The organism is Sinomicrobium pectinilyticum (assembly GCF_003725735.1).
In the GTDB taxonomy this organism is placed as follows: domain Bacteria; phylum Bacteroidota; class Bacteroidia; order Flavobacteriales; family Flavobacteriaceae; genus Sinomicrobium; species Sinomicrobium pectinilyticum.
In genome coordinates, this window is the sequence record NZ_RJTM01000025.1 from 1 (window position 1) to 26,069 (window position 26,069).

The following is a 26,069-nucleotide window of genomic DNA, read 5'->3' on the forward strand; positions in this document are numbered from 1 at the left end:
GAAAACCCGATTTTATTGGCAGGGACCTGGAAACAGTATTCGAAAAATGCCAGCCCCCAACTGATTATTATAATACTGAACAGGCCGAGTTTTGAAAAGCCTTTCCATTCCGAAAATTTGAGATGGCCATACCAGGCAAGCGTCATAAAACAATTGGACAGCACCAGTAATACCAGGGGCAAAAGATATCTCTTCATACGGGAAAATTTATTCTAAAAATACATTTTAGTTTTGTAATCGTTTATCTTTTTTTCTCGTCGGTTTGTAAAATTTTTACGCCTGTTCCAACCTTACTGTCACCGGTTATGGAGATTTTCAATACGTTGTGAGACATCGGAATAAATAAGAGCCTGTTCCGGTATAAAGGGACAGGCTTCTCTTCATAGTATTCCCGTAGTTCTTCTACTCTTCCTCTTCACTGTTCATTGCTTTCATAAGCAGGGTATAAGCATTTTTTACTACCAGCCTGGATTCAACGGACAGCCAATCTGATGATATTTCCCGTAAACCATCGTACACCACACCTGCTTCTACGGGCAGCATTTCGTACGTGTCGTTCCCTACAGCTCTGAAAACATAGCTCTTCCCTTTCCAGCTTACCACTCCTTCCTCTGGCAGTACCATGGCTTTTTTGTTATCAATATGTATTTGGGCATTGAGGAAAAGGCCTGGTAACAGTGCTTCGTCATATTTTTCGGGTTTGCAGATTACTTCTGCCGCACGGTCATTATCAAGACTGTGGTTCAGATAAATAACTTTCGCCGCGTATTTTTTATCCGGATTGTTATTGGAAAAGACTTCCACATCCTGCCCGGTCTTCAAAAATGGTATGTCTTTCTCAAATGCATTAAGGGAAAAAACGATATCTTTCATTGCTATAACCTCAAAAAGCATCTCGGTAGAAGACACATATTTACCGACATTGACATTTACTTTGGACACCAGTCCGGTTACCGGTGACAAAATATTTACGGATCTACGGATTCCTTCAGCCATAAGTTTATCAGGATTGATGCCGAGCAATTCCAGTTTTCTGCCCAGGGATACCATAGAGATTCTTTGTGTTTTTCTTTCCGTACTTACCTGCTCAAGCAATTTGTCACTACTTGCCTTTCCGGCATTGAGTTTTTTCTGGCGTACGTATTCCTTATCTGCCAGGCTGAATTTTTCTTTTGCCGTAAGGTAATCCTGCTGCAATTGAATGTATTGCATGTCTTCTATTACGGCAAGTACATCGCCTTTTTTGACGTGCATACCCGGCATAATATCGGTCTTACGGATATAACCTCCGAGGGGAAATGTCACATTTACCTTACTTTGAGGCGGCACTGCCACTGTACCGTGAATATCTATAATTCCGCTGATTTCCTGTATTTTCGGACTGGCGATTTCAATCTCGGCATTTTTAGCCTGTTCCGGTGTCAGTTCCAGTATCCCCGGGCGCGGTAGTGCCTCAACCGGTTTTTCTTCCGTTTTGTTATTTTCGTTGCAGGAAGCCATAACCATTATGGCCAATACTGCTATTCCTATATATTTTTTCATCAGTTTGTTTTTTATTTTTCAATGGCCGTATAAATCGTATTAATTGCATACAAAGAAGTACAAAGACCGTTTCAGCCGGATTCACAGCCCTTCACAGGTTATTCCACTTCTGAACTGTTATGACAGCCCGGTTATAATTACGGACCGTGTCCAGATATCCGTTCTTGATCGTTATTGCCTGGTTAACTACAAGGACCCATCGAAGATAGTCGATATCTCCGTTTTCGAGCTGACTGTTGGCAGCATCAATAATTGCTTCTGCATTGGCAAGCCCTTCCGACTCGTAATAATCAAGGTTTTCCCTGTACTTCAGGAGTTCTTTACGGGCATTGAATACCTCGGCAGAAAGTTCTGTCTCCATGGCCTCTGCCTGGGCGGAATAATCTTTCCATTGGGCCCTGGCGGCTTTATTTTTTGCCGACCGGCTGCCGAAGAAAAGAGGTATGCTAAGTCCTGCATTTATATACCCGAACCTGTCCCTACTATCATAGAGAACTTCTTCTCCTTTTTTGTTCGTCTGAAATCCTTTTATACTTGTGTTATTATAACCGACAATAATATCCGGGAACATACGCGCCCTTTCCGCTTTCCAACGCCATTTTGCCGCTTCTGCTTTACTCCGGGACAATTGCGCCATAGGAAGGTTTTCTACAGCCTGCTCTTCCGGGACAACAAAATCGATTTTTATTCCTGTCGGGGCAGGCATGTAGGTGATGCTGTCCTGTAATATTGCATTAAAGGAACTACGGGCAATTTCAATATCGCTGGTTATCATATGAAGTTGATTAGTATAAAATTGTCGGGCGGACCGGGAAGTATTTTTTTCGATGATATTGGTTTCCCCAACCTTAAAACGGAGTTCCGATTTTTCTTCCATCAACCTGTAAATGCTATCCGCATATTGCAGCATTTTTTTTTTCTGTTCCAGCCATAGCAATTCATAGAAAAGCATACGCACGCCGGTTTTTATTTCCTGACCGGTCAGCACAGTCTGCGCTTTTGCCACCTCGTACTCTTTGTATAAGGCTTTCTTCTGACGTGTATAAACCGTCGGAAAGCTAAAGGTCTGGCTTATACCAAAGCGCATATCATCAAATTCACTGTTAAACTTGCCATAGTCCATGTCCACCACAGTTCCGGGAATGCCAAAACCCGACCTGCTCAGCATGGCCCCGGCCTGTTCGTTATATCCGGCTGCCTTGATCCTTTTGTTGTTTTTCATGGCTACCTCAATGGATTCTGATAAAGAAAGCTTCACCGGTTCCTGTGCCGAAAGATTTGTTGTAGCCGGGAACATTATCGATAGCAAAAGGAGAAACTTAATTCCCCTGTTCTTTCCGAAAGGAACCACTTTTTTTACATGATATGTCATAAGATAAATTGCCGGTAACACAAAAAGAGTCAGAAAAGTTGCCGTAATAAGCCCACCTATAACTACTGTAGCCAAAGGACGTTGTACTTCCGCCCCGGCCCCGTTACTCAACGCCATGGGGAGGAAACCCAGAGAAGCCACTGCTGCAGTCATAAGTACCGGACGCAGCCTGTTTTTGGTTCCCCGCATAATTATCTGCAAAGGAACTGTTACTTCTCCCTTTTTTTGTATCCTGTTAAATTCGGATATCAGCACAATACCATTGAGAACGGCCACTCCAAAAAGCGCTATAAAACCTACTCCCGCAGAGATGCTGAAAGGCATATCACGCATGGCAAGAGCAAATACTCCTCCTATGGCCGACAGAGGAATAGCAGTAAATATGATAATCCCCTCCTTCAATGATTGAAAAGCAAAATACAAAAGGGCAAATATGAGTAGCAAAGCTACCGGAACGGCTATTGCAAGCCTGCTTTTGGCCTGTTGCAGGTTTTCAAATGCCCCTCCGTACGTAACATAATATCCGGGGTCGAGGTTCATCTTGCGGTTTACTTTTTGTTCCAGCTCTTCCACGATACTCTGTACATCACGTCCTCTAACATTAAAACCGACTATTATACGGCGTTTGGCATTCTCTCTCTGTATCTGGTTCGGCCCTTCCACTTCTTCTACCGTAGCTATTTGGTGCAGCGGTATATGCGCACCGGTAGAAGTCGATACCAGTAATCCGCGAACATCCTCTATACTTTTTCGGCGTTCGTTCTCAACACGCACAACCAGATCAAAGCGTTTTTCGCCCTCATAAATATTTCCGGCAACGGCTCCTGCAAAAGCTGCGTTTACCGTTCGGTTTATATCCTGCACATAAATACCATACCTGGCCATTTCTGCCCAGTTATAGTCTATGACTATCTGTGGCATTCCGGTTACCTTTTCCACATACAGGTCCGCAGTCCCATCTACCGTACGGCTGATGTCCCCAAGTTGTTCTGCGTATTGTGCAAGTTTATCAAGATCTTCCCCGTATATCTTGCATACCACATCCTGTTTTGCGCCTGTCATTAATTCGTTAAAACGCATCTGCACGGGAAACTGGAAACCGGTGGTAACGCCGGGAGCAACTTCCTGAACAGTCCGGGACATCTTTTCTGCCATTTCCCCGAATGAGGATGCACTGACCCATTCAGATTTGTCTTTGAGTACAATAATCATATCCCCTCCTTCAATGGGCATAGGGTCAGTGGGTATTTCCGCACTGCCAATACGTGATACTACCTGTTCCACTTCCGGGTATTTTTTTCGCAGTTCAGCCGAAATCTTCCAGATGGTCTCCGTAGTTGTCGTTAAATTGGTGCCGAGAAGTAAACGCGTCTCTACTGCAAAATCTCCTTCTTCCAGCTGAGGGATGAACTCCCCTCCCATTCTGCTGAAAATAAAGAGGGCAATGGCAAAGAGCACCACTGCTATGGCAATAACTCCTTTTTTGACCTTCAATGCTTTTTCCAGCCACTTTTCATAAAACACCTCCAGTCTTCTCATTATCCTGTCAGAGAAATTAAGTCGCCGGTTAAGTTTTTTACTGATAAAAAGGGAACTTACCATGGGAATGTACGTAAGTGAGAGTATAAAAGCTCCCAAAATGGCAAATGCCACGGTTTGCGCCATAGGCTTGAACATTTTCCCTTCTATTCCCTGTAAGGAAAGAATAGGAAGATATACGATGAGGATTATAATCTGTCCGAACACAGCCGCATTCATCATGCGTGAAGCAGAACCAGAAACTTCCCTATTCATTTGCTCCCGGGATATTACGGTAAGCCCCTTGTATTGTCCGGAGGAGTGTAAGTGGTGTAAAATGGCTTCCACTATAATAACGGCCCCGTCCACTATCAGTCCGAAATCCAGGGCACCGAGACTCATCAGGTTACCGCTTACACCGAAAAAGTTCATCATGATAACGGCAAAGAGCATCGAAAGTGGTATGACAGATGCCACAATAAGCCCTGCCCTCAGGTTTCCGAGGAATAATACGAGGACAAGTACTACGATGAGTGCTCCTTCGATAAGGTTCTTCTCTACCGTGCCTATGGCATTATCCACCATTTTGGTACGATCGAGAAACGGAACTATATCAAGGCCTTCAGGTAAAATATCCTGTATCTCAGCAATTCTTTCCTTAACATTATCTACGACATTGTTAGCATTTTCCCCTTTGAGCATCATAACAATACCACCCACGGCTTCCCCTGTCTCATCCGTCGTCAACGCTCCATAGCGGATTGCAGAGGAAATATTGACATCCGCTACATTTTTTACAAGTATGGGCACTCCGGACTGTGTATTCCGGATGACTATGTTGCCAATGTCTTCTATACTTTTTGCCAGTCCTGTACTGCGGATGTACAATACGGCAGCCCCTTTTTCTATATAGGCTCCCCCCGTGTTCTGATTACTCCTGCTCAGTGCAGTAAACACATCGTTGATAGTGAGTTCATGCGCCTCCAGGCGGGCAGGATTTACAGCTACTTCATATTGTTTTAATTTTCCTCCGAAAGTGGAGACATCGGCAACACCCGGTGTGCCCAGTAGCTGCCTTTTAACAATCCAATCCTGTATGGTCCGTAGTTCCGTAAGGGAATATCGGCTTTCAAAACCGGGCTGGGGTTTCAGGACGTATTGGTATATTTCTCCCAAGCCGGTAGTTACGGGAGTCATTTCCGGAGTATTTGCATTTTCGTCGATCTCAACTTTTTGCAATCTTTCCGCCACCTGCTGCCGGGCCCAATATACATCTGCATTTTCATCGAAAACAATGGTGACTACTGACAATCCGAACCTGGAAATACTTCGGCTTTCCTGTAGTTGCGGAATATTGCTCATGGCCTGTTCTATGGGGAAAGTTATCAGCCGCTCTACATCTTCTCCTCCCAAAGAAGGGGCTGTTGTAATAATCTGTACCTGGTTGTTGGTAATATCCGGTACGGCATCTATTGGCAAACGGGTTACTTCGTATACGCCATAAACGATCCAGAGTAATGTAAAAATGCCGATTGCCAGTTTGTTCTTTACAGAAAACTGAATGATTTTATCAAGCATAACTTCTTAAAATTGAATATATAAGAAAATGCAGTCGTAACACAAGAAGATGTGCCCCACTACTTTCAAAAAATAAACCAATAAGAGGAATTATGCCATAGGAGGTTTTATCAGATCTCCCAAATGGGGATTAGAGTGAAGAATTTTTTTAAAATTGATTTTTATACCGGATAAACATTGTGCGAAGGAATCCGGACTGCTATATGTCCGGACGGGAACAAAAACTACCTGCGCAGCACCGTAATCTACTTTTTTGAAAGGGAGCTGCATATCCCGGTCATCGTCATCATCGTCCATATCCTGCCCCCCATAATGCATGGAAAGAAAGTCAATGAAATGGAGGTTACCCCCCAGATTTTCCTGATGTTCCATATAGTGCTGGAACAGGACGGGAACTTTAAACAATTGCTGAAAAAAGCAAGTGTTTACATTCATTAATGGAATGAGAATATATATACATAGCCTGGTCACAGGACAAAAGTAAATACCACACTGGTACAAACAAAATTTAAATCCTTAGAAACGGTTTAAATTATAGTTCGGGCAGTGAAATGAGCAGGTTATATAGTGAGAACATTAAGTAAGGGAACGGGAACTAAAAACAACAAAAAAGAAAAGGAAAAGAAAAATACTACGTCTCCCTTTCCTTTTTCATAACAACAAGTATAACAACAGGTATTCCTTATCTACCTGAAGTTTTTCTTTATATTGAATTTCAACATATTCAACAGGCCCGGTTCTATAATATCTATACCAAGTCCGAAATTACTATCGGCAATCCTATGGTGTGCCTCCCGGAAACTCTCGAAATCCTCCGGGGAAATTTCCTGGTTGGCAACGGGATTATACTCAATAAAGGCACTGCCCCCGTTTTTCCGGATCTTTTTCCTGCTGTTATAAGTAAAATACGTATTGTTAATGGTACTCTCCTGTATGGTATATTTCTCTTTCATATCTATTTTCTGGTCCGTATACAGGTGTATCTCATACCGCTCACTGTCAAAATTATGCCAGAAGGTAATGTCTTTATGAAGAAAATCGCGTGCGGTATTCTTCACTACGTTGCGATCGAAATACATGAGAAAACGGGTCCCTTTATTGTCTGTAAAATAAGGGTTTTCTATGGTAGCGGAATATTGAATAGTTACTTCATTACTTTCTTTGTCATCATTTATTATACCAATGGATGCATTTTTAAAAACATCCCGGGAATCTAGGTTATTCCTGTCATTGTTATAATTGAGGTTATAGAACATGATATTGTTCCAGTTGTCGATGATTTCCCGCTTACTGGTATTTTTAAAATACCGCCGCATATTATTGGCCCGGTTGTAACGGAATACGGTGGTAAGGGTAAGTTTTCCTATGTTCTTCTCCACATTAAACTCTACCTTTTCATCAATACAATATTTCGGGAAAACGAAGGGTTTACGCAATTGCAGGTCCTGTCCCTGTTTGATTTCCAGGTAGTGCAGGAAACTGATGAAGTTCCGGTTTTCTATGGTGCCGAAATCGTCCCTCGTGGTGGCATCTACAAAATAGGTTTCCCCTTTATAATCGATTTTCACCACTACGTGATTAAAAGACAACAGCGAAGGCAGGTAATATTTGAAATAAAAATCCGTATTGTAGTTAACCAGTACTACCGACGATGCTATTTCGAGATGATCCAGGATAACTTTGAGCAATACGGTCTTTGCCTTGCAATCTCCTTGTTTATTGGCATAAGTGACAGACGGCTCCTGGGGTTTATGCCCGTTCATTTCATAGGCGTTATATACATAGTAAACGCGATTCTGTACGAAATCGAGAGCGTATTTTAATTGTTCGTCCTTGTCCGGAAGGGCATCCAGTTTCCGAACCACCTCCGGCGCGAATTTTTCCAGGGGTTCTTTGTTATAGACATCTTCGTAAAACGGAGAGATATAACCGGACAGTTCTTCCCAGTTGCTGTCCGTTGCAAAATCTATATATGGAGAAATTTCCCGGTTGGAATCCGTGGGATTAATGTAATTTTCCTGATTCAGTTCAAAGGTCTCCCCTGTTTTCAGATAACCGGTCTCCGGTTCCTGTACATGTCCCTGTTCATCACGGAAGAATGTCTTTTTATATGCAACCGTCTTACTCCTCCGGTTTATGAACTTAAAATTACAGGTGCCGTAAGCCCAGTAGTTATGCGAACCCATCCAAACGTATTTGCAAAATTCCCTGCGGAGAAAATCCCGGTCGGTAAATATTTTTTCCCGGGAATCCTCAAGGATCAGTACGTCATACAGCCGCAGGTCCCGGATGGAGACATTTATTTTTTTGGTACTGTTCAGTATGCCGCCTCCACTGCGGTTTTCGTCATCAAGTACCTTAATACTCGTATCGGGGATTTTATCGATAAGCTGTCCCTCCCTCAGAACATTAATACGGTGTATGTGATAGGTTTCATTATCTTCCAGTACCATATCATAAGCGGAGGCCTGCTCCAGATTGGCCGGCTCGTTAAGAGTATAAGCCATACAGACATAATCAGACTCCCTGTGGTCTTCCGTATAAAAGACCTTATTCAGAAAATAACAGTAATCCCGGCCTTCATCTGCCTGTTTTCGTGAGAAATCGGATTCTCTTATCAGGGATTTCAGTTGTTCGTCATCTAATTTTTCAATCCAGTTTCCGGGTTCATGAAACCGGAATTTTTCATCATTCGCTATTTGCTCCATAGAATAGTATCGAAAAGTTTAATTAAAAATACCTGTTTTTCCAGAATTAAGGGAAAACCGTAAGGTATGGCTTCTCTGCCCCCGAGGGGTGCCGCACTTGTGCAATAAAGGCAGATTACCGGCAAAAATAGGAAACTTCGCTGTATCCTCTGTGCATACTTCCGCTACAAAAAGTTAAAACACCCCATATATACCTGAAATCAGGGATGTCTTTTTCCATCTAATCGCCCTTTCATCTCCATCTATCCGGTTCTTTGCTATAAAAGAATGTCGTATATTTGTTTTTTACAAACAATACCTGTTCCGTTATGAGTATAAACCATACGTCGCTGGAAGATTTTTACAAGGAGGCGGTAGAATTCACAGGCAAAGATATCGAAGCATTGTTACCTTCGGGGATTCACAAGGAAATAGGACATTTCAATATTTTTGATGTGGCGGATACCATACGGAATGCCAGGCGAAAAAAAATAATGCCTTATAACCGGAGAGCTTATTACAAGATCAGCCTCATCAGAGGCAGAAACCGTGCGGAATACGCCGATAAAATAATACAGGTAAATCAGAACGCCCTGTTATTCGGAACGCCTAAAATCCCTTATAACTGGATACCGCAGGATGATAATCAAGCCGGTTCTTTCTGTGTTTTTACGGAAGAATTCATGGTAAAGAACAAAACCGGTGTAATCCTCGACGAGCTCCCTATCTTCAGGTCAGGAGGATATCCTGTATTTGAAATATCGTCAGAGGAAGCTGAAGATATAGAACGGGTATTCCAGAAAATAAAAAAGGAGATCTCGTCGGATTACGAATTCAAATACGACCTGCTCCGCAATTATGTGCTGGAACTCATACATTACGGGCAGAAACTACAGCCCGCCACTATCCTTCACTCCGGTAAAAATGCATCTACCCGTATCCTCTCCCTCTTTATTGAGCTGCTTGAACGACAGTTCCCCATCGAATCCCCGGAACAGAGACTTAAGCTTCGTACGGCAAAGGATTATGCTGACAGGCTGTCCGTTCACGTCAATCACCTGAACAAGTCCCTTAAAGAAAATACGGGAAAGACAACTACCGACATTATTGGAAGCCGGATTACCCAGGAGGCCAAAATATTACTGAAACAAACGGACTGGAGCATTTCGGAAATAGCTTACAGCCTGGGATTTGAAGAAATAGCCCATTTTTCCAATTTCTTTAAAAAACAGACCTCCCTTTCTCCGTTAAATTACCGATAACTTACTTATTTGATTTTTACAAATAACGGATAGATTTACACAAACATCCCGCTAACAGAATGCCCGTACTTTGCAGTACTAAAAATCAAACAGATATGCGTACTCAAAAAATTGCACTGGTAACGGGCGGTAGCCGGGGACTCGGCAGAAATATGGCCGTCAGCCTTGCTTCAAAAGGCATCGATGTTATTCTTACCTATAACAGTAACAAACAAAAAGCGGATGAGGTTGTGGCAGAGGTCCGTTCCCTCGGGCAAAAGGCGATAGCCTATCCGTTAAACACCGGTAAGGTGGAAACATTCGATGAATTCTTCGAACAGGTTACTTCCCACTTACAAGAGGAAACGGGAAGCCCGAATTTCGATTTTCTCATTAACAATGCCGGAACAGCATTATACGCCTCTTTTGCCGAAACAACGGAAGAACAGCTGGACAACATGATAAATATTCACTACAAAGGAGTCTTTTTCCTCACCCAAAAAGCACTTCCCTTTTTGAACGATGGCGGAAGGATCATTAACATTTCCTCCGGGCTTGCCCGTTTTTCCCTGCCCGGTTCTTCGGGATATGCTTCGATGAAAGGAGCCGTGGAAGTACTTACGAGGTATCTGGCCAAAGAACTCGGAATCAGGAAGATCACTGCCAATGTAGTGGCGCCGGGAGCTATAGAAACGGATTTCGGCAACGGACGTGTACGGGATAATAAGGAGATGAATGACATGGTAGCGGGCGTTACTGCCCTTGGCCGTGCAGGACTGCCCGACGACATCGGGGGCATTGTTGCCTTTCTCTGTACGGACGAAGCCCGTTGGATAAATGCTCAACGTATTGAAGCATCCGGCGGAATGCATATTTAAGCATCTTTGGCTTTCCGAAAACAGTACGAGGGCGTCTAAAAAGTTTTTTCAACCCCCTGAGATTTGCGTATTTGAGATTTTTCTCGGATACCTACCCGAATAAAAAAGAGGCTGCCTTGACTTTTTAGACAGCCTCTTTTTATTGCTTTCCCTGTGGCCATAGAATGTTTTTTATCCTATCGTTCTTATTAACACATTCAAACAAAAGCATCATATAATAAAGTTCAATATATTGATTACAAATAAAATAGGTTAAAATCACATATTAAGGACAAGAGCCAGAACGAGAGGGTTATCTTTCAGACGTTCCCGGAGTTTAATCATGGCTATCCGCATTTGGGTTTCTACGGTTTTTACGGATATATTCAGTTTTTCGGCGACTTCCTTATAGGTAAATCCCTCTTTTTTATTCAGGATGAATATGTTCCGGCATTTGGGAGGCAGCTCTTCTATGGCACTTTCCAGCAGTTCCAGTTGCCGCATCAGTTCTGTTTCCGACTGACCGGACATCTCATATAAAGCCTCCTCTTTCAGGTTCTCCAAGTAATCGTTGGTTTTTTTCATCTGCCGGTATTTATCTATAAAAAGATTATATGCCGTACTATAGAGGTAGCTTTTTAAGGAAGTATGTATCCGGAGTTCCCTTCTCTTTTCCCACAATTTTACAAAACTGTTCTGGGCGATATCCTCGGCCTCGCTTCGGTCCTGCGTGTACTGGCATATATATGCGACCAAAGGAATATAATGGGCATTAAAAATTTCCGTAAAAGATTGATCGTCTCCATCTTCAACAAAAGATCTCAATGCGTCCTTCTTCATATAAACCGAATTAATGAGGTATTCATTATACAGATAAATCAGCACTATGCCGTTCCATGTGCATATATCACCTGTTTCTGATCTGATATAAAAAAGCTAAGGATGGGGTAGCTACCGAAGCGTCAGTAAACGTGTTTTCGCAAAGATTAAAAAAAAATAAAAAATTTTAAGGGTTTTTGATCATTTTTCAGTCACTATCAAAAATACTCTTTTGAATTGACATAAATTATGGAGGATATCATAATTAAATATTTCAATAATACAATTACCGAAACAGAACTGGAAACCCTGTCCGGATGGCTGTCAGAAGATAAGAAAAATGAATTGTATTTCAAAAAGCTCGTTCAGGATAATTATCTCACCGATATCTGGGCGCAGGACAACCCCGGGCCGGATGCCCTGGCCGACATACTGCACAGGATAAAGAAACCGAAGGAAAAAAGCAGGGGGATACGGGTCTTGCAGCCACTGTTGAAATATGCAGCCATAGCTGTAATAATACTGGGTGCAGGTTATATGGTTCTGTTAAACGACCCCGAAGAAAAACTGCAATATGAGCCTGAACTTGTAACGCTGAAACTCAGCGACGGCACCGTAAAGGAGCTTCGTGCCAATGACAGTAAAGAAATAATAGATACTCACGGAGATCTTGTCATTAATCAGCAAAATGATCGTCTGGATTACAATACGGAAAGCCGGAATACTGCCGGGAAACCTGTTTTTAATGAACTTACGGTCCCGAAAGGCAGAAGGTTTAACATTTTACTCGCCGACGGTACGGAAGTATTCCTGAACTCGGAATCCATACTTCGCTTTCCCGTAAGTTTCGAAGGAGGAAAACAGAGGCAGGTTTACCTGAAAGGCGAAGGATATTTTTCCGTGACCGGGAACAAGGAAAAACCTTTCCTGGTAAACACAGGCGAAATGGTGGTGGAAGTACTAGGTACCCGCTTTAATGTAAGGGCATATGAAAATGACGGCTGTATAAAGACATCCCTGCAGGAAGGTTCCGTCCAGGTAAGCAGAAAAGATTCGGAAGGCACACCGGTAACCATTGTCCCGGGGGAAGCTGCTTTCTTCAACAACAAAAAAGGAACGATCTCCGTAGACAAGATCATCATAGAAAATGATGTGGCCTGGACAGAACACCGCTTGGTTTTCATACAGGAACCGTTTTCTGAGGTGATCAAAAAAATTGAGCGAAGTTACGGTGTACGTATTGTCAATGAGAACAAGGAGCTGGAAAATGTGCGTTTTTACGGCGATTTCGATATTCAGGATGAAAGTGTCGAAGATGTACTGAAAGCCTTTACCACCATTAAATTCTTTGAATATTCCCTCAAAGACGATCTCATAACCATAAAGAAATAAAGATATCGATATACCATAATGCTAACTCAATTCAAACAACCTTATTTAAAAACCAGTGCCTATGTAATAGAACCTTACTAGCCGAAAAAAGGGAAAATGCGCCAACATTTCCCCTTCTGCTCTTCATTAAATGATTTACTTATCGCACACGAAACCATTAAACAAAGTTTTTCAAAATTATGAAAATAAAACATTTAAAAGTGAAGCTATCACTCTTTTTCATATTCTTTTCTATCTTCCAGATAGTTGCTTATTCAGGATACGGACAGAAAAAAGTAGATCTGTCCCTTGAAAATATCCCTATAAAAGAAGCCCTGGAAGAAGTAAAGGAACAGACCGGTTACAGCTTTTTCTATAGGGAAGACATTCTGAACCCGGAGCTGTCCGTATCTCTTCATGTAAAACAGGCACTTGTGAACGAAGCCCTCCGGTTACTGTTTGAAGGTATGCCCATTACCTTTAAAATACGGAATGAACGGGTATTTCTCATGGAAAAAGAAGATAAAAAGGATCTTCCGGTTTCTTCCGTACCTTCTTCCGTACTCCAGACCGGGATATCCGGTACGGTTACCGATACGGGCGGTGTGCCCTTACCGGGGGTTACCGTAATCGTGGAAGGTACATCTCGCGGAGTTACTACGGATTTTGACGGAAAATATACGATTACCGCAAAAAGCGGCGATATATTGGTATTCCGGTATCTGGGAATGAAATCCAAAAAAGTCACCGTATCGGGGGAAACAGTGAACGTGTCTTTGGAGGAGGATGTTTCCGAACTGCAGGGAGTTGTGGTTACCGGGTACCAGGACATTGCCAAAAAAGTATTTACCGGGGCATCACAGACCATCAATGCCGAAGAAATGAAAATAGACGGTATTGTAGATGCGGGAAGGATGCTCGAAGGAAGGGCAGCCGGGGTAAATGTACAGAATGTTACGGGTACGTTTGGAGCGGCTCCCAAAATAACCATCCGGGGCGGTTCTTCCATTTTCGGGGATACCAAGCCCCTGTGGGTCGTGGACGGGGCCGTCCAGGAAGAGATTGTGAACCTCTCTTTTGACCAATTGGTTTCCGGGGATGCCGCAACGCTCATTAGTTCGGCCATTGCCGGGCTGAATGCCAATGATATCGAATCCATCGAAATCCTCAAAGACGCCTCTGCCCTTTCCTTATATGGTGCTCGTGCACTTAACGGGGCGGTGATCATTACCACCAAACGCGGAAAACGAAATGCCAGAAGCACGGTAACCTATCAGGGGGAATTCACGGTGAGGAGTATCCCCGCGTATGCGGATTACGACCTGCTCAATTCTCAGGAAACTATGGGGGTATACCAGGAAATGGAACGAAAAGGTTTTCTGAATCTCGCTACGTCCACACAAGGAAGATATGGAGGTGTTTATAATATCATGTACAGAGCTATAAACAGCTACGATCCGAATACAGGAAATTTTGGGCTGGAAAATACCCCGGAAGCCCGGAACCGCTTCCTGCAACAATATGAAATGGCAAATACGGACTGGTTCAGGACCCTCTTCCGTACTACACCTACCCAGAACCATACCCTCAGCTTTTCGGGAGGTGGGGAAAATTCGACCCAATACGCTTCTATAGGATATTTTACAGATCCGGGATGGAGCATTGCAGACCGCATACGCCGGATTACCGGAAATATCAGGAACACCTACTATTTTTCCGATGCGGTGACCGCCGGACTGCTCGTACAGGGCTCTATAAGGGACCAGAAAGCCCCGGGAACCTATAACCGGCAGACCAATACCGTAGACGGGGAATATACCAGGGATTTTGATATAAACCCGTTCAGCTACGCCCTGAATACGTCGAGAACACTCCGCCCGAGAGACGGAAATGGCAACCTCGAATCTTATCGTTTCAACTGGGCACCCTTTAATGTCATCAATGAAATGCAAAACAACAGCATTGATCTTAAGATCCTCGACCTTAAAATACAAGGGGAACTGGGGATTAAGATCAATGATGACCTGAAATATAATTTCCTGGGTTCTGTGAGATATGTGAAAAGTACTAAGGAACATAACATCACGGAAAACTCTAATGTTGCTGCGGCGTACAGGGCGAATGAAACAAAGGTAGTGGCTGATGAGAATATTTTTCTGTTTAAGGACCCGGACAATCCTAATTCGCTCCCCCAAGTGGTACTGCCGGAAGGGGGTATCTATAACCTTGCCGAAGACAACCTGCAAAGTTTTTATTTCCGAAACGCACTTGATTTTTCCAAAACCATTGAGAATAAACACGACCTGAAATTATACCTGGGACAGGAATACCGGTATACCGACAGAAGTAATAATTTCTTTACGGGGTTCGGATACCAGTACAGCAGGGGTGGCATTCCTTTTACGGATTATCGTATCCTGCAACGATCCCTGTTAAATTCCACCGATTACTTCGGAAAAACCCAGGACAGGGAAAGAGGGATTGCCTTTTTTGCCCAGGGGACCTATGCCTTCGATAACCGCTATGTAATAAGTGCTACCGGGAATTACGAGGGTTCCAACAAGCTTGGAAAAGCACAAAGCGCACGATGGCTCCCTACGTGGAATGTCAGCGGAAAGTGGAATGTTTCTAACGAAGAATTCCTGAAAGACTCCCCGGTAATATCCAATTTATCTGTCAGGGGCGGTTACGGTCTTATTGCGGGGCTCGGTATAGCCAGCAATGCCCTTGCTATCTTTCGTAACGAGATAACCAACAGGTTTAATCCGGCCGACAGGGAAAATATGATTGATATCGATGAGCTGGAAAACAGCGAGCTCACCTGGGAGAAACTGCACGAAACCAATATAGGTATTGACCTGGGACTTTTTGACAATCGCATATCCCTGGCGGCCGATATATATCAAAAAAAATCTTTTGACCTTATAGATGTGGTAAGGACCAGCGGAATCGGAGGGCAATATCTGAAATTTGCCAACAATGCGGATATGACCACCAAAGGCTTGGAAATCGCCATTTCCACGAAAAACATAAATTCGGAAGACTTTAAATGGAATTCTACGGTAAACTTCGCCTGGTTTGATCAGGAGATCACCAAAGTAGAGAATCTACCCAATGTATTTGACCTCGTTCGGGATGTTGGAGGGAATGTGGCAGGATATCAGCGAAACTCTATCTTCTCCTTTGATTTTGCCGGATTGGATAACCGCGGATTACCGACTTACAATTTTCACGACGGCAGAGATCCCATAACCGGGGTGGATTTTCAGGAAAACGAAGCCATCCTGGAATACCTCAAGTACGAAGGCCCCGTAGAGCCTAACGTTACCGGGGGACTGTCCAATATTTTCACCTATAAAAACTGGGAACTCAGTACATTGATTACCATGCAGGCAGGAAATAAAATACGGCTGACCCCTATGTATAAAGACAACTACAATGACCTGGACGTATTTCCCGGTGAATTCATCAACAGGTGGCTGGTACCCGGAGACGAGCACATGACCAATGTCCCGGTAATTCCCTCAAGCAGGCTGATCAATAATTTTGATAACAGAGATCTAACCAGGGCTTATAATGCCTACAACTATTCCACGGAACGGGTGGTTGACGGTTCGTTCGTACGAATGAAAAATATAGCACTTACCTACAGATTTCCCGGTAGTATTACCGAAAAACTCGGTATGCGCACCTTTTTGCTCCGCTTCCAGGCAACCAACCCGTTTCTGATTTATTCCGATGCCGCGCTCAACGGACAAGATCCTGAGTTTTTCCGTGCCGGAGGAGTGGCTTACCCCATTACCAGACAATATACCTTGACACTTAATGTAGGATTCTAAAAAACGACAATTAATTATGAAAACATATAAACGTTACGGTTTTTTATGGACTACCATTCTTGGTTTACTTATTTCCTGCGAATCCTTTCTGGATGAAGTGCCTGATAACCGTACAGAAATAGATAGTCCCGAAAAGATCAATGAACTGCTTACGGGGGCATATCCTGAGGCAAGCTACTTTCTCTTCACCGAAAGCATGAGTGATAATGCGGATGACAAGGGCAACGGGGCTAATGCCGGGTTCAGGGACCAGGTAAATACGGAAATGTACAAATGGAATGATCTGAACAACGATCTCTCCGACACTCCCGTGTTTTTCTGGAATGCCTGCTACAAATCCATTGCCCAGGCCAACCAGGCCCTGGAATCAATTAAAGAAATGGGAAGTGGTAGTGAACTGGATGCCCAAAAAGGAGAAGCACTGCTTATACGAGCCTATTCGCATTTTATGCTGGCCACCTTATGGTGCAAACCATACAATCCTTCTACAGCAACATCTGATCCGGGAATCCCGGTAGTGACAACACCGGAAAAGGAAGTACTGAAAGACTATGAAAGAGGTACCGTACAGGAGGTATACGAGCAAATAGAAAAAGATATTGAGGAAGGGCTCCCCCTTATCCGTGATGATTACGAACACCCGAAGTTCCATTTCACGGAAAATGCAGCAAAGGCTTTTGCTTCCCGTTTTTATCTTTTCAAAGGAGATTGGCAAAAAGTGATTGATTATGCGAATGATGTCCTGGCAGGAGGCGCAACACAGAACTTGCGAGGCTGGAATGACGATTACGCTACCATAACCCCCGCAGAGATGAAGATAAAATACCAGTCTTCGGAAGAACCAGCGAACCTGCTCATTACTTCTACCAGTTCAGGGTATGGTTATTTTTACAGGTCTTACAGATATGCCCTTTCCGTAAATAAAGAACAGGAATTGTTTCATACCAATACCAGCCCCATAGAACAAAAGGGATGGGCATATCGTATTTTTAGTGCGGACCTGTTTCGTAACATACCCAAATTCGATCTATACCAAAAAACAGCCAATTTAAGTGCCAGTACTGTTTATTACTATACCATGTGTGTTCTTCTCTCCTATGATGAAGTATTGCTCAACCGGGCAGAGGCATATGCTATGCAAGAGGATATCGACCTTGCCACTCAGGATATAAATGCTTTTCTATCCAAAAAAATCAACGGGTATGACCCGGCATCGGATGTGTTGACCACGGAAGACATCAAAAATTTCTATACCCCGGAGCCGGGTGAATTCAAACCGGCTTATGACATTTCGGAATCACAGCTTCCCTTTATAAAATGTCTGTCCGAATTGCGGAGAAAGGAATTCTGTCATGAAGGTATGCGATGGTTAGATAATAAAAGATGGAATATGGATGTGAGACATTCGGATTTTTCGGGAAATATATCTACCCTGTCCGGAAACGATCCCCGACGGGAATTACAGATACCTCCGTCTGCCGTATCCTTCGGGATGACTCCGAACCCCAGATAACCGCTTTTGAAAAATGTAAAATATAAAAGATGAAAAGTAAATATACATATATAACGCTCATCACGGTCCTGTTCTCGTTATGGGCATGCAACAAGGAAGATTCACTATCCTCCGATAGTGTTCTCAATACAAAAACCCCGGAACTTTCTGACCTTGACTCCTGGATACGGGATAATTTCATAACGCCATATAACATTGATGTGGAATACCGATGGGATGATGATGAATATCCGAAAGACAAACACCTCTACCCTCCTACGGAAGAAAACGTTAAGCCCTTATTAGAAGTAGTTCACGATGTATGGATTGATCCCTATAACAAAGTTGGAGGAAATGATTTCATTAAAAATCTGGCCCCCAGGCAATTATTTCTGGCAGGAGGGGAAAATGTTAACCAGTCCGGAACAATAACGGTAGGTTTTGCCGAAGCCGGAATGAAAATAACGCTCTTCAAGGTAGATGACCTGGACCTGACGGACGTAAAAGAAACAAGAAGTTACATGCATACCATTCAACACGAATATTGCCATATTCTGAACCAGACCAAACCTTTTGATCCCAAATACGTAGAGATCACTCCCTCGGGGTACACCTCTAACTGGTACAATTTTACCAATGCCCAGGCAAATAGCGAAGGTTTTATTTCAGCTTACGCAAAAATGAATGATTTCGAAGATTTTGCAGAGATGACTTCCCATATGCTCAACATGTCCAAAGAAGAATTTGACGCTATAATAGACAGCATTCCCGCAGCTACGGAAACCGCATTAAAGACGACACAAAATACCCTCACGGAGTTGATGATAAAGATCAAGGTGCAGGAATTAACGAATAAAAAAGTAGCGGAAGACGACCTGAAGAAGGTAAAAAAATTAGAAGAAGACATACAAAAGCTACAGGTGAGCCTGGTAAAGCTGAATGAAGCTGTTAAAAACCTCCGGGAAAAAGAGGAAATCGTAGCCAATTATTTTAAGTCGGAATGGGATATCGATATCTACGAATTACAGGAACTCGTAGATGAAAAAATGCGGGAGATTACGGAAAAGCACAAAGACTAATATAAAGAACAGATGAAAGCTATACAGAAAATATATATACTGGTATGTACCGGAATGGTATTACTCTCCTGTAACGGAGACGATCAGGAACAACTCTTCCAGGACTCCCCATCCGGGAGGATCAGTGCCAGGGAACAAGAACTGAAAGACCACCTGACATCCGCAGAAAACGGATGGAAGACTACCTATTTTCCAAATAATGATAAATTCGGGGGCTTTACTTTGTTGATGGAGTTCTCAGAAGATGGCTCCGTAAAGATGACTTCTGACATAGATGAAAATAACGAAGTAAGATCAAGCCGGTACGATCTTAACCTCGGAGCTACTACCAAACTGACTTTTTCTACCAGGAATCACATTCATAAACTCAATAATTCTTCATTCCCTGCCGAATTAAGAGGAAGAGGGTACGAAGGCGATAACGAATTTAATTTTTACGGGGAAAAAGACGGGAAGCTCCATTTTAAAAGTGTAAGGAATGAAGTGGATGTAGTATTTGAAAAAGCAAGCGCTGAGGATTGGAATAATATGGTTCTACAGAATATGAAAATGGCAGACAATCTCTTTCCTCAACCCGGCGATCCGGTTTTCCAGGTAATAAAAGTAATAAAAGAAGGAAAAACATTTTTGTATAACTTTAATTACAATGTCTTGAAAAGATTCGTAGAATCTACTACTCCCATCGATGATAAACTGGTAGAAAAATCTTTCGGAATAGGATTTACGCCGGAAGGAATAGTGCTAAACCCTCCCCTGGAACTGGAGTCTGCGAAATTTACGGACTTTCTTTGGGATGAAGAGGAAAGGAAATTTGTTTCTACCGCAGAAAACGCAGTAGCTGAGATAACATATTCCAATGAGCCTGCTTATATTAATAATGATTATAAAGATATTGGTACTTCGGTTTACTCTTTGGCTTTTTCTCCCGGACAAAGGTTTGATCAGGTGCTAAACACTCACGCATTCAAAGAAATGTATTCCCAGGTTGACAAAGATGCACAAAAAGATCATCCGGAGTTCCAACTACAGGACATTGTTATAAAATTTAATAAACAAGCGGACGCCCCTCAAAACACGCATACCCTGGATTTTTACTTTTTTTATGGTCAGACACAATATTTTGCATCTTATGCCGTAGAATTTAAAAAAGAAGATAAAAAACTCAAATTCAATTACTTAAATGAAATAAATGGAAATGCTTCTAATTTTAAAGAATACCTGATGCCACTTATATATTTCTTTACCAATCCGGAAGGACTCATTGTGAATAACGAAGGTAGGTTTTGGCCACAATATACTAATTCAGGGTATACATTAACCAGTGCAGAAGATGCAACTTTAAGAGTTCATTGTGCAAGTAACTATTACAGAAACAATTAAACAAAATAAAATTTGTTCTTATGTTTTAGGTTTTCACCTATGGGCCGTCTGCACAGACCATCAGGCGGCCCTTTTAAACAAAAAACTCACGCAAACTATCATCAGAAACCCTGAATTAAGAAATGGACAGGCACGGAAAAATCCGGGAATTACGCTCCTTATCTGCCGTATTCCTGCAAACCAGGGATAAAAAAATGGCACGTTTATTAATTGACAATATTTATGAAAAAGTAAAAGCCTGCCCTTACCCCGAACACCTGCTCGATGGCATAGAAAACACATTTTGTGAATTCACACCGGCTATAGGTCCGTACATAAACAAGTTACCCCATATGCCCCCGAAAAAAGTTAAAGCACGCACCTATGAGTCTCTGGCAGTCATTATAAACCTTATAAACTTTTCAGAATTCTGAAAAACACTGTTTCTATAAAAAAATAAATTATGGAGAAAGTAAAAACAATCACAATTGGCATGCTCCTGCTCATATACCTGGTTTCCTGCTCAGGCGATGATGATTCTATCGGCAACAATGTCTATATCCAAACCTTCGAATACAGTACAGACAAAGGAAAAGGATTAAAAACGGTTTCCCGGGGAGATAAAGTGTTATTGGAAGCGCGTACTTCATCCTCGGCCAATGCATCCTATACCATTATGATGTTTATAGAACCCGAAAATCAGAAGACCAGTAAAAACTGGAATTTTAACAAAAATTATTATTCTCAAAGCTATATAAAAGAAGAAATAAACATTCCCGAAAATGTCCCGTCCGGGGCATATAAAATAGGGATTGTCATACAGGAGATCAAAGGTGAAAATTCTGAAAACTTCCTATCCCAAATAGATAACCTCCCTTCCTTTGCAAGAAGAATTAAAAATATTGAAATCCGATAAAGTAATCCTACCCCTGTCTTTCCCGAATCTATAACAAAAAATCCCTTTTTGCTTTTAATACCATGAATACGCTTATACGTAGAAACATCAATAAGGTAATCCGGAAAAAGATTGAAAACTTCAGCAGTTCCGGTAAATTGCATTATCATCCGGAGCACCTGTTTTATTATACGGATGGTGTAAAAGCGGTTATGTCCCTATTCAGGGAAGATCACCTGTTTTGTGACATCGCTGCACAGGCCCGGGAATTGTCCGGAAACTACGGTTTTATACTTATTCGCCTGTACCTTACGGAAAGTGATAAATACTGGATAGAATACAATACGAAAAGCGGGGAAACACTTGAAATAACGAGGATATATGCAACACTTCCCATGGATAAGGGTATTTCCCTTTGTTTATATTTTATAGGCCGTACCTTACTTCTCCCTACGGAATATTAAAATCCCTTGCCTCTACCCTTCTTTATCTCCTCAGTTTTTAATGTATTAACCTGCCGTATAGGTTTCCAGTACCGTTTTCAACCACCGCTCCAGGTCCGTTCCCGTAGCACGGTCCGCTTTGTCAAAATAAAAATGCTTTACGATTTCCAGGCCGCAATAGGTATAAATCCCGGCATCGGAAGTAAGCGATAGGGCTTTATCCATTCCCGTTTGCCGGTATTCTTCCGCAGATTTTCCGTGAGTATTGACAATCACCACCTTCTTCCCGCTAAGAAGCCCTCTCTGTACCCCTTTGTCGTACCGGTAGGCAAAACCATAGCTGAATACCCTGTCTATATACCCTTTCAGAATAGCCGGAAGGCCGGTCCACCAAATGGGATAAATAAAAGTTATGCAGTCTGCCCGGGAAATATATTCCTGCTCGGTTTTCACATCGTGAGCGACAGTTCCCATCCGTTGTCCCTGCATATCTTCCGCCGAAAGTATCGGGTGGAATTGAATCCGGTACAGGTCCCTTAACATGACCTCGTGACCGGTATTTTGCAGATGATTTTCCAGGTTTTTTTTCAGCCATGCGTTTGCGCTTTCCGGATTGGGGTGTGCATAAATAATTAAATGTTTCATGTTTTCTACTTTTAATGTTGATAGGGTAAAAGTAGAACACACGAAATTCCTGAAATTGTAAGAAAACGAAATTCAACTTACGGGGTTGCAGATCTCCCTCTGGAATTTGAGATAGTTCACCGGAGTAAGCCCCAGGTAATATTTAAAATCATGAATAAGCTGGCTCTGGTCATAATATCCGCATGTATGGATTACTTCAAACCAGTTTATTCCCGGTCCGGAAGTATGCTGTTGCAACATTTCGATAGCTTTTAAAAAGCGAGAATAACGGCGTATTTCTTTTGCAGAATACCCCAATTGTTTTTTGTGCTGCAACTGTATGTTCCTTTCGGTCTGCCCCGTTTCTCCGGCCAGGGTCTTGACCACATCGAGGTTTTTATCTTCGAAACCGGTGAGGCGGTTTATGAGCGTATTCCTGTCCTTTAAATAGGGCCGGCAAAAATCGAGGATAAAATCTACCCGCTTTTCATTAACAGGCAGTTTTTTAAGTTCGGACCATACCCCGGAAAAGCAATTCTCACCAGTGAGATCATCCGGGTGGACCGCCATGTTTTTTTCCATTAAAGCATTCCCGAAAAAACGATAAAAAGCATCATCCTTAAAATTGGCAACCAGGATTTCCGAACCGGGTATAAGGGTGTAATCAAAAGCTTTTTTTACAGGTCCGAGCAATAAACATTTCTCTACCTCGATTTGCTGCTCTCCGGATCGTATAAAAGCCTTTTCGCCAAAATTGAATATCAGTATGATTTGGTAAGAAGGCAAAAAGGTTTTGGATATGGTTGTTTCCGAACGGTTTGCCGCAAAATAAAAATGTGTGAAAACCTCCCTAAATTCGGGAGATACCGGAATGCGGTAAGTTTCATATGTTCCGGGATCTGACATTTTAGCTGCTGATTAATAGTTTTAACCGGTAATTGTCAGGGTACGCTTCTGAAAAGTTAGGATTAACGGAAAAACCCGAAATATCACTCCGGGCGGGAACAGTATCCAAGGGCCTGATTAACCCCGGAAATACCCTGCTCCGCCCGAAATGATAAGTGAGATATTAAAAGAAGAAAAGCCTACTTGGCTCCCCATTCCTGTAGTGCGTCCTTGTTCAGTTTCACATAATCCGCATTACCGGCTTTTTCCGCTCCGGCAAGAGATTGTCTGGCCGCTTCGACAGCACCTTTTGTGTCTCCCGCTTTATGGTAGATCAGCGATTTTTGGCGTAACATCCAGAACGGGGCTTCTTTTTGCATGGACAGTGCCTTATCTATCCATTCCTTGGCTTTTTTAATGTCCTTCCCTTCTTCCAGGTAATATACCGCAGAAGAAAAATAATCACGCGCGGAAGGGCCGTTTAATGTACTTTCTATACTCGCCATTGCTTTGGCCTCCGTAGGTACTTCTATTTCCACACCGGCGTAAACTCTTTCCCACATAATACCCAGTTCTACCGAATTGCTGGTGATGTCCCCGAACAATATCGTAAAAGATTCGATGTCAAAAGGAAGGTTTTCCGGGGTCACTGTGGTTTTTAAAGCCACTTTGCTGTCATCCCATTCCTGAGGATTTCCCCAGTTGCCGGTATCACTGTAGAATATAATCTTCCATGAAGACGCATTGGGAATGGTATAAATAGCATAACTGCCTTTTTTCAGCTCCTTGCCGCCTATTTTAACATCGTCACTGAAAGTGATCTTTGTATTCTCGTTGGCTCCGGTACGCCATACTTCCCCGTAAGGGACCAGGTTGCCAAATACGGTCCTTCCGCGCATTGCAGGACGGGAATATTCGAGGGTAATCTCAGTCAGTCCTACTTGTTGTTCTACTTTAGAAGAAGGACTTGGTGCGGGCGTCTTTACCTGTGCTGTGGCCATAACCGAAGCAAGCATCAGACCGCATAGCGTTAAAATGTGTTTTTTCATGGTAGTTGTTATTGAATTAGTTATTATTGATTAAAAAGTTTCCGCCCTAAAGATAATGAAGAAATACAATTCGCAGATGATTAAACCTTACTTTTCCTGCTGTCCCGCTCCACATGCCGGCTTTTACTACTGCTTCGCCGGTTTTAAAAAAAGTGATCGTTGAGATACCGGTTTTTCATGTATTGAAAATTATTAAATACCAATAGGTATATTTTATTATATTTGCATATAATCACCTGTTATGACGTTAACAAAATCAGAGAGAACCTCCAGGTTTATTATTGAGACCACTGCGCCTATTTTTAACCGGAACGGTTATGCCGCTACCAGTATGAGTGCCATTACGGAAGCTACCGGATTGACGAAAGGAGCGATATACGGAAATTTTAAAAATAAAGAAGAACTCGCCATAGAGGCTTTTCGCTGTAACGTAAAACGTGTGCTTCAACAGGTAAGGGAATACCAGGAAAAAGGCTCCACTCCCCTGCAAAAACTTCTGCTCATTGTCGATTTTTACAGTAAGTACTCCGATTTTTCCAGAGAAATGGGCGGCTGCCCCATACTCAATATCGGAGTGGATTCCAATCACCAGAACGAAAAACTACTGCATCGTGTCCGTAGCATCATCCGCAAGATCGAGAGAAGCCTGGCAGATATAATAGAAGAAGGCAAAAGCAACGGCGAACTGAAAAAGGACCTGGATGCTTCCGAAAGCGCCCGGCAGATGTTCAGCATGATCGAAGGGGCTATTTTTATGAGCCTTACCATGGACGACTCTTCTTATATTAACAGTACCATGGATATGTTGAAGCATATTATCCGCACAGAGTGGCATAATGCGCAATAGTAACAGACAGGGAAATACGTAAACTAAATTTTTTAACTATAAATATACCATTTGGTATAAAACAAATGAATATGGAAAAAAGACCGAGCATTTTAGAAAGCAGAACAAAAATAAGGTTTCAGGACTGTGATCCTTTTAACCACCTGAACAATGCCAGGTACCTCGATTATTTTATCAACGCCCGTGAAGACCAGTTGCTGGAACAATATAACCTGGATATATTCCGTATTGTCAGGGAACAGGGGCTCGGATGGGTAGTAAGCAGCAGTCACATCGCTTATCTGAAACCCGTTTTTACTATGGAGGAAGTTGTGATAGAAACACAACTTATCCGGTATTCCGACAAACATCTCCAGGTAGAAGCCCGTATGTGGGATAAGGACAAGACCGTCCTCAAATCCGTGGCATGGATCAATTTCGTGCATTTCAATCTCCGGACCAGCAAAGTACAGAGACATACCGAAGAGTTCATGGAACTTTTCCGTGAAGTGCTGCTACCGGTAAAAAGTACTACCTTTGAGGAACGCCATTTGAGTTTCCGCTCTCCTAAAATGGCATAACCGGGCATACCG

General features: G+C 42.6%; 21 protein-coding genes. 13 read left to right on the top strand and 8 right to left on the bottom strand.

Annotated elements, in window-relative coordinates; all coding sequences use genetic code 11:
* From ED312_RS04000 to ED312_RS04010, 3 genes are all read right to left on the bottom strand, one after another.
* On the bottom strand, positions 1 to 197 hold a 197-nt coding region (locus ED312_RS04000), incomplete at its 3' end, for a DMT family protein (RefSeq protein ID WP_148044210.1).
* A gap of 205 nt (positions 198 to 402) precedes the next feature.
* Complete coding sequence (locus ED312_RS04005) at positions 403 to 1,542, bottom strand: efflux RND transporter periplasmic adaptor subunit (protein WP_123214720.1); 1,140 nt, start codon at positions 1,540 to 1,542, stop codon at positions 403 to 405.
* 91 nt (positions 1,543 to 1,633) lie between these two features.
* Complete coding sequence (locus tag ED312_RS04010) at positions 1,634 to 6,010, bottom strand: CusA/CzcA family heavy metal efflux RND transporter (RefSeq protein WP_123214721.1); 4,377 nt, start codon at positions 6,008 to 6,010, stop codon at positions 1,634 to 1,636.
* Between the two features lie 177 nt (positions 6,011 to 6,187).
* On the opposite strand from ED312_RS04010, the gene ED312_RS23680 reads away from it, so the two are divergent.
* On the top strand, positions 6,188 to 6,448 hold the full coding sequence (locus ED312_RS23680) for a hypothetical protein (protein ID WP_170164442.1): 261 nt from the start codon (positions 6,188 to 6,190) through the stop codon (positions 6,446 to 6,448).
* Between the two features lie 248 nt (positions 6,449 to 6,696).
* On the opposite strand, the gene ED312_RS04020 is transcribed toward ED312_RS23680, so the two are convergent.
* Positions 6,697 to 8,718: a DUF3857 domain-containing protein gene (locus ED312_RS04020; protein ID WP_123214723.1), complete on the bottom strand. Its 2,022-nt coding sequence runs from the start codon at positions 8,716 to 8,718 to the stop codon at positions 6,697 to 6,699.
* A 308-nt stretch (positions 8,719 to 9,026) separates the two neighbouring features.
* Here ED312_RS04020 and ED312_RS04025 point away from each other — a divergent pair, with 308 nt between their 5' ends.
* Positions 9,027 to 9,959, top strand: coding sequence for a helix-turn-helix domain-containing protein (locus ED312_RS04025; RefSeq protein ID WP_123214766.1), 933 nt, complete (start codon positions 9,027 to 9,029; stop codon positions 9,957 to 9,959).
* Positions 9,960 to 10,054: 95 nt separating this feature from the next.
* The gene (locus tag ED312_RS04030; RefSeq protein ID WP_123214724.1) at positions 10,055 to 10,816 is read left to right on the top strand and encodes an SDR family NAD(P)-dependent oxidoreductase; all 762 of its coding nucleotides are present in this window, start codon (positions 10,055 to 10,057) and stop codon (positions 10,814 to 10,816) included.
* Between the two features lie 258 nt (positions 10,817 to 11,074).
* On the opposite strand, the gene ED312_RS04035 is transcribed toward ED312_RS04030, so the two are convergent.
* Positions 11,075 to 11,635, bottom strand: a complete 561-nt coding sequence (locus ED312_RS04035; protein ID WP_148044212.1) for an RNA polymerase sigma factor — start codon at positions 11,633 to 11,635, stop codon at positions 11,075 to 11,077.
* A 228-nt stretch (positions 11,636 to 11,863) separates the two neighbouring features.
* Here ED312_RS04035 and ED312_RS04040 point away from each other — a divergent pair, with 228 nt between their 5' ends.
* From ED312_RS04040 to ED312_RS04075, 8 genes are all read left to right on the top strand, one after another.
* The gene (locus tag ED312_RS04040) at positions 11,864 to 13,006 is read left to right on the top strand and encodes a FecR family protein (RefSeq protein WP_123214726.1); all 1,143 of its coding nucleotides are present in this window, start codon (positions 11,864 to 11,866) and stop codon (positions 13,004 to 13,006) included.
* Positions 13,007 to 13,206: 200 nt separating this feature from the next.
* On the top strand, positions 13,207 to 16,824 hold the full coding sequence (locus tag ED312_RS04045; protein ID WP_240643016.1) for a SusC/RagA family TonB-linked outer membrane protein: 3,618 nt from the start codon (positions 13,207 to 13,209) through the stop codon (positions 16,822 to 16,824).
* A gap of 16 nt (positions 16,825 to 16,840) precedes the next feature.
* A complete protein-coding gene (locus ED312_RS04050) occupies positions 16,841 to 18,337 on the top strand; it encodes a RagB/SusD family nutrient uptake outer membrane protein (protein WP_123214728.1) in 1,497 nt (498 codons plus the stop codon).
* Between the two features lie 29 nt (positions 18,338 to 18,366).
* Positions 18,367 to 19,395, top strand: a complete 1,029-nt coding sequence (locus ED312_RS04055; RefSeq protein ID WP_123214729.1) for a substrate import-associated zinc metallohydrolase lipoprotein — start codon at positions 18,367 to 18,369, stop codon at positions 19,393 to 19,395.
* A gap of 12 nt (positions 19,396 to 19,407) precedes the next feature.
* Complete coding sequence (locus tag ED312_RS04060; RefSeq protein ID WP_123214730.1) at positions 19,408 to 20,775, top strand: DUF4302 domain-containing protein; 1,368 nt, start codon at positions 19,408 to 19,410, stop codon at positions 20,773 to 20,775.
* Positions 20,776 to 20,969: 194 nt separating this feature from the next.
* The gene (locus ED312_RS04065) at positions 20,970 to 21,188 is read left to right on the top strand and encodes a hypothetical protein (protein ID WP_148044213.1); all 219 of its coding nucleotides are present in this window, start codon (positions 20,970 to 20,972) and stop codon (positions 21,186 to 21,188) included.
* 29 nt (positions 21,189 to 21,217) lie between these two features.
* The gene (locus ED312_RS04070; protein ID WP_123214732.1) at positions 21,218 to 21,670 is read left to right on the top strand and encodes a DUF4625 domain-containing protein; all 453 of its coding nucleotides are present in this window, start codon (positions 21,218 to 21,220) and stop codon (positions 21,668 to 21,670) included.
* Between the two features lie 62 nt (positions 21,671 to 21,732).
* On the top strand, positions 21,733 to 22,113 hold the full coding sequence (locus ED312_RS04075) for a DUF6876 family protein (protein ID WP_123214733.1): 381 nt from the start codon (positions 21,733 to 21,735) through the stop codon (positions 22,111 to 22,113).
* Positions 22,114 to 22,158: 45 nt separating this feature from the next.
* On the opposite strand, the gene ED312_RS04080 is transcribed toward ED312_RS04075, so the two are convergent.
* The 3 genes from ED312_RS04080 to ED312_RS04090 all read right to left on the bottom strand — a co-directional run bounded on the left by ED312_RS04080 (position 22,159) and on the right by ED312_RS04090 (position 24,650).
* The gene (locus tag ED312_RS04080) at positions 22,159 to 22,737 is read right to left on the bottom strand and encodes an NAD(P)H-dependent oxidoreductase (RefSeq protein WP_123214734.1); all 579 of its coding nucleotides are present in this window, start codon (positions 22,735 to 22,737) and stop codon (positions 22,159 to 22,161) included.
* A gap of 72 nt (positions 22,738 to 22,809) precedes the next feature.
* Positions 22,810 to 23,622 carry a helix-turn-helix domain-containing protein gene (locus tag ED312_RS04085; RefSeq protein WP_123214735.1) on the bottom strand — a complete coding sequence of 271 codons (813 nt, stop codon included), beginning with the start codon at positions 23,620 to 23,622 and terminating at the stop codon, positions 22,810 to 22,812.
* A 179-nt stretch (positions 23,623 to 23,801) separates the two neighbouring features.
* Positions 23,802 to 24,650, bottom strand: coding sequence for a DUF2911 domain-containing protein (locus ED312_RS04090; protein ID WP_123214736.1), 849 nt, complete (start codon positions 24,648 to 24,650; stop codon positions 23,802 to 23,804).
* 241 nt (positions 24,651 to 24,891) lie between these two features.
* Between ED312_RS04090 and ED312_RS04095 the strand changes: the two genes are divergently transcribed.
* Both ED312_RS04095 and ED312_RS04100 read left to right on the top strand, forming a co-directional pair.
* Positions 24,892 to 25,497: a TetR/AcrR family transcriptional regulator gene (locus tag ED312_RS04095; protein WP_123214737.1), complete on the top strand. Its 606-nt coding sequence runs from the start codon at positions 24,892 to 24,894 to the stop codon at positions 25,495 to 25,497.
* 71 nt (positions 25,498 to 25,568) lie between these two features.
* Positions 25,569 to 26,057, top strand: a complete 489-nt coding sequence (locus ED312_RS04100) for an acyl-CoA thioesterase (protein ID WP_123214738.1) — start codon at positions 25,569 to 25,571, stop codon at positions 26,055 to 26,057.
* Positions 26,058 to 26,069 lie beyond the last annotated feature (12 nt).

Excerpts from the sequence above, each read along its gene's own strand:
- ED312_RS04095 (WP_123214737.1), top strand. The coding sequence starts at position 24,892 with ATGACGTTAACAAAATCAGAGAGAACCTCCAGGTTTATTATTGAGACC.
- ED312_RS04075 (WP_123214733.1), top strand. The coding sequence starts at position 21,733 with ATGAATACGCTTATACGTAGAAACATCAATAAGGTAATCCGGAAAAAG.
- ED312_RS04100 (WP_123214738.1), top strand. The coding sequence starts at position 25,569 with ATGGAAAAAAGACCGAGCATTTTAGAAAGCAGAACAAAAATAAGGTTT.
- ED312_RS04020 (WP_123214723.1), bottom strand. The coding sequence starts at position 8,718 with ATGGAGCAAATAGCGAATGATGAAAAATTCCGGTTTCATGAACCCGGA.
- ED312_RS04025 (WP_123214766.1), top strand. The coding sequence starts at position 9,027 with ATGAGTATAAACCATACGTCGCTGGAAGATTTTTACAAGGAGGCGGTA.
- ED312_RS04070 (WP_123214732.1), top strand. The coding sequence starts at position 21,218 with ATGGAGAAAGTAAAAACAATCACAATTGGCATGCTCCTGCTCATATAC.
- ED312_RS04050 (WP_123214728.1), top strand. The coding sequence starts at position 16,841 with ATGAAAACATATAAACGTTACGGTTTTTTATGGACTACCATTCTTGGT.
- ED312_RS04085 (WP_123214735.1), bottom strand. The coding sequence starts at position 23,622 with ATGTCAGATCCCGGAACATATGAAACTTACCGCATTCCGGTATCTCCC.
- ED312_RS04090 (WP_123214736.1), bottom strand. The coding sequence starts at position 24,650 with ATGAAAAAACACATTTTAACGCTATGCGGTCTGATGCTTGCTTCGGTT.
- ED312_RS04005 (WP_123214720.1), bottom strand. The coding sequence starts at position 1,542 with ATGAAAAAATATATAGGAATAGCAGTATTGGCCATAATGGTTATGGCT.
- ED312_RS04010 (WP_123214721.1), bottom strand. The coding sequence starts at position 6,010 with ATGCTTGATAAAATCATTCAGTTTTCTGTAAAGAACAAACTGGCAATC.
- ED312_RS04040 (WP_123214726.1), top strand. The coding sequence starts at position 11,864 with ATGGAGGATATCATAATTAAATATTTCAATAATACAATTACCGAAACA.
- ED312_RS04065 (WP_148044213.1), top strand. The coding sequence starts at position 20,970 with ATGGCACGTTTATTAATTGACAATATTTATGAAAAAGTAAAAGCCTGC.
- ED312_RS04055 (WP_123214729.1), top strand. The coding sequence starts at position 18,367 with ATGAAAAGTAAATATACATATATAACGCTCATCACGGTCCTGTTCTCG.
- ED312_RS04030 (WP_123214724.1), top strand. The coding sequence starts at position 10,055 with ATGCGTACTCAAAAAATTGCACTGGTAACGGGCGGTAGCCGGGGACTC.
- ED312_RS04080 (WP_123214734.1), bottom strand. The coding sequence starts at position 22,737 with ATGAAACATTTAATTATTTATGCACACCCCAATCCGGAAAGCGCAAAC.
- ED312_RS04060 (WP_123214730.1), top strand. The coding sequence starts at position 19,408 with ATGAAAGCTATACAGAAAATATATATACTGGTATGTACCGGAATGGTA.
- ED312_RS04035 (WP_148044212.1), bottom strand. The coding sequence starts at position 11,635 with ATGAAGAAGGACGCATTGAGATCTTTTGTTGAAGATGGAGACGATCAA.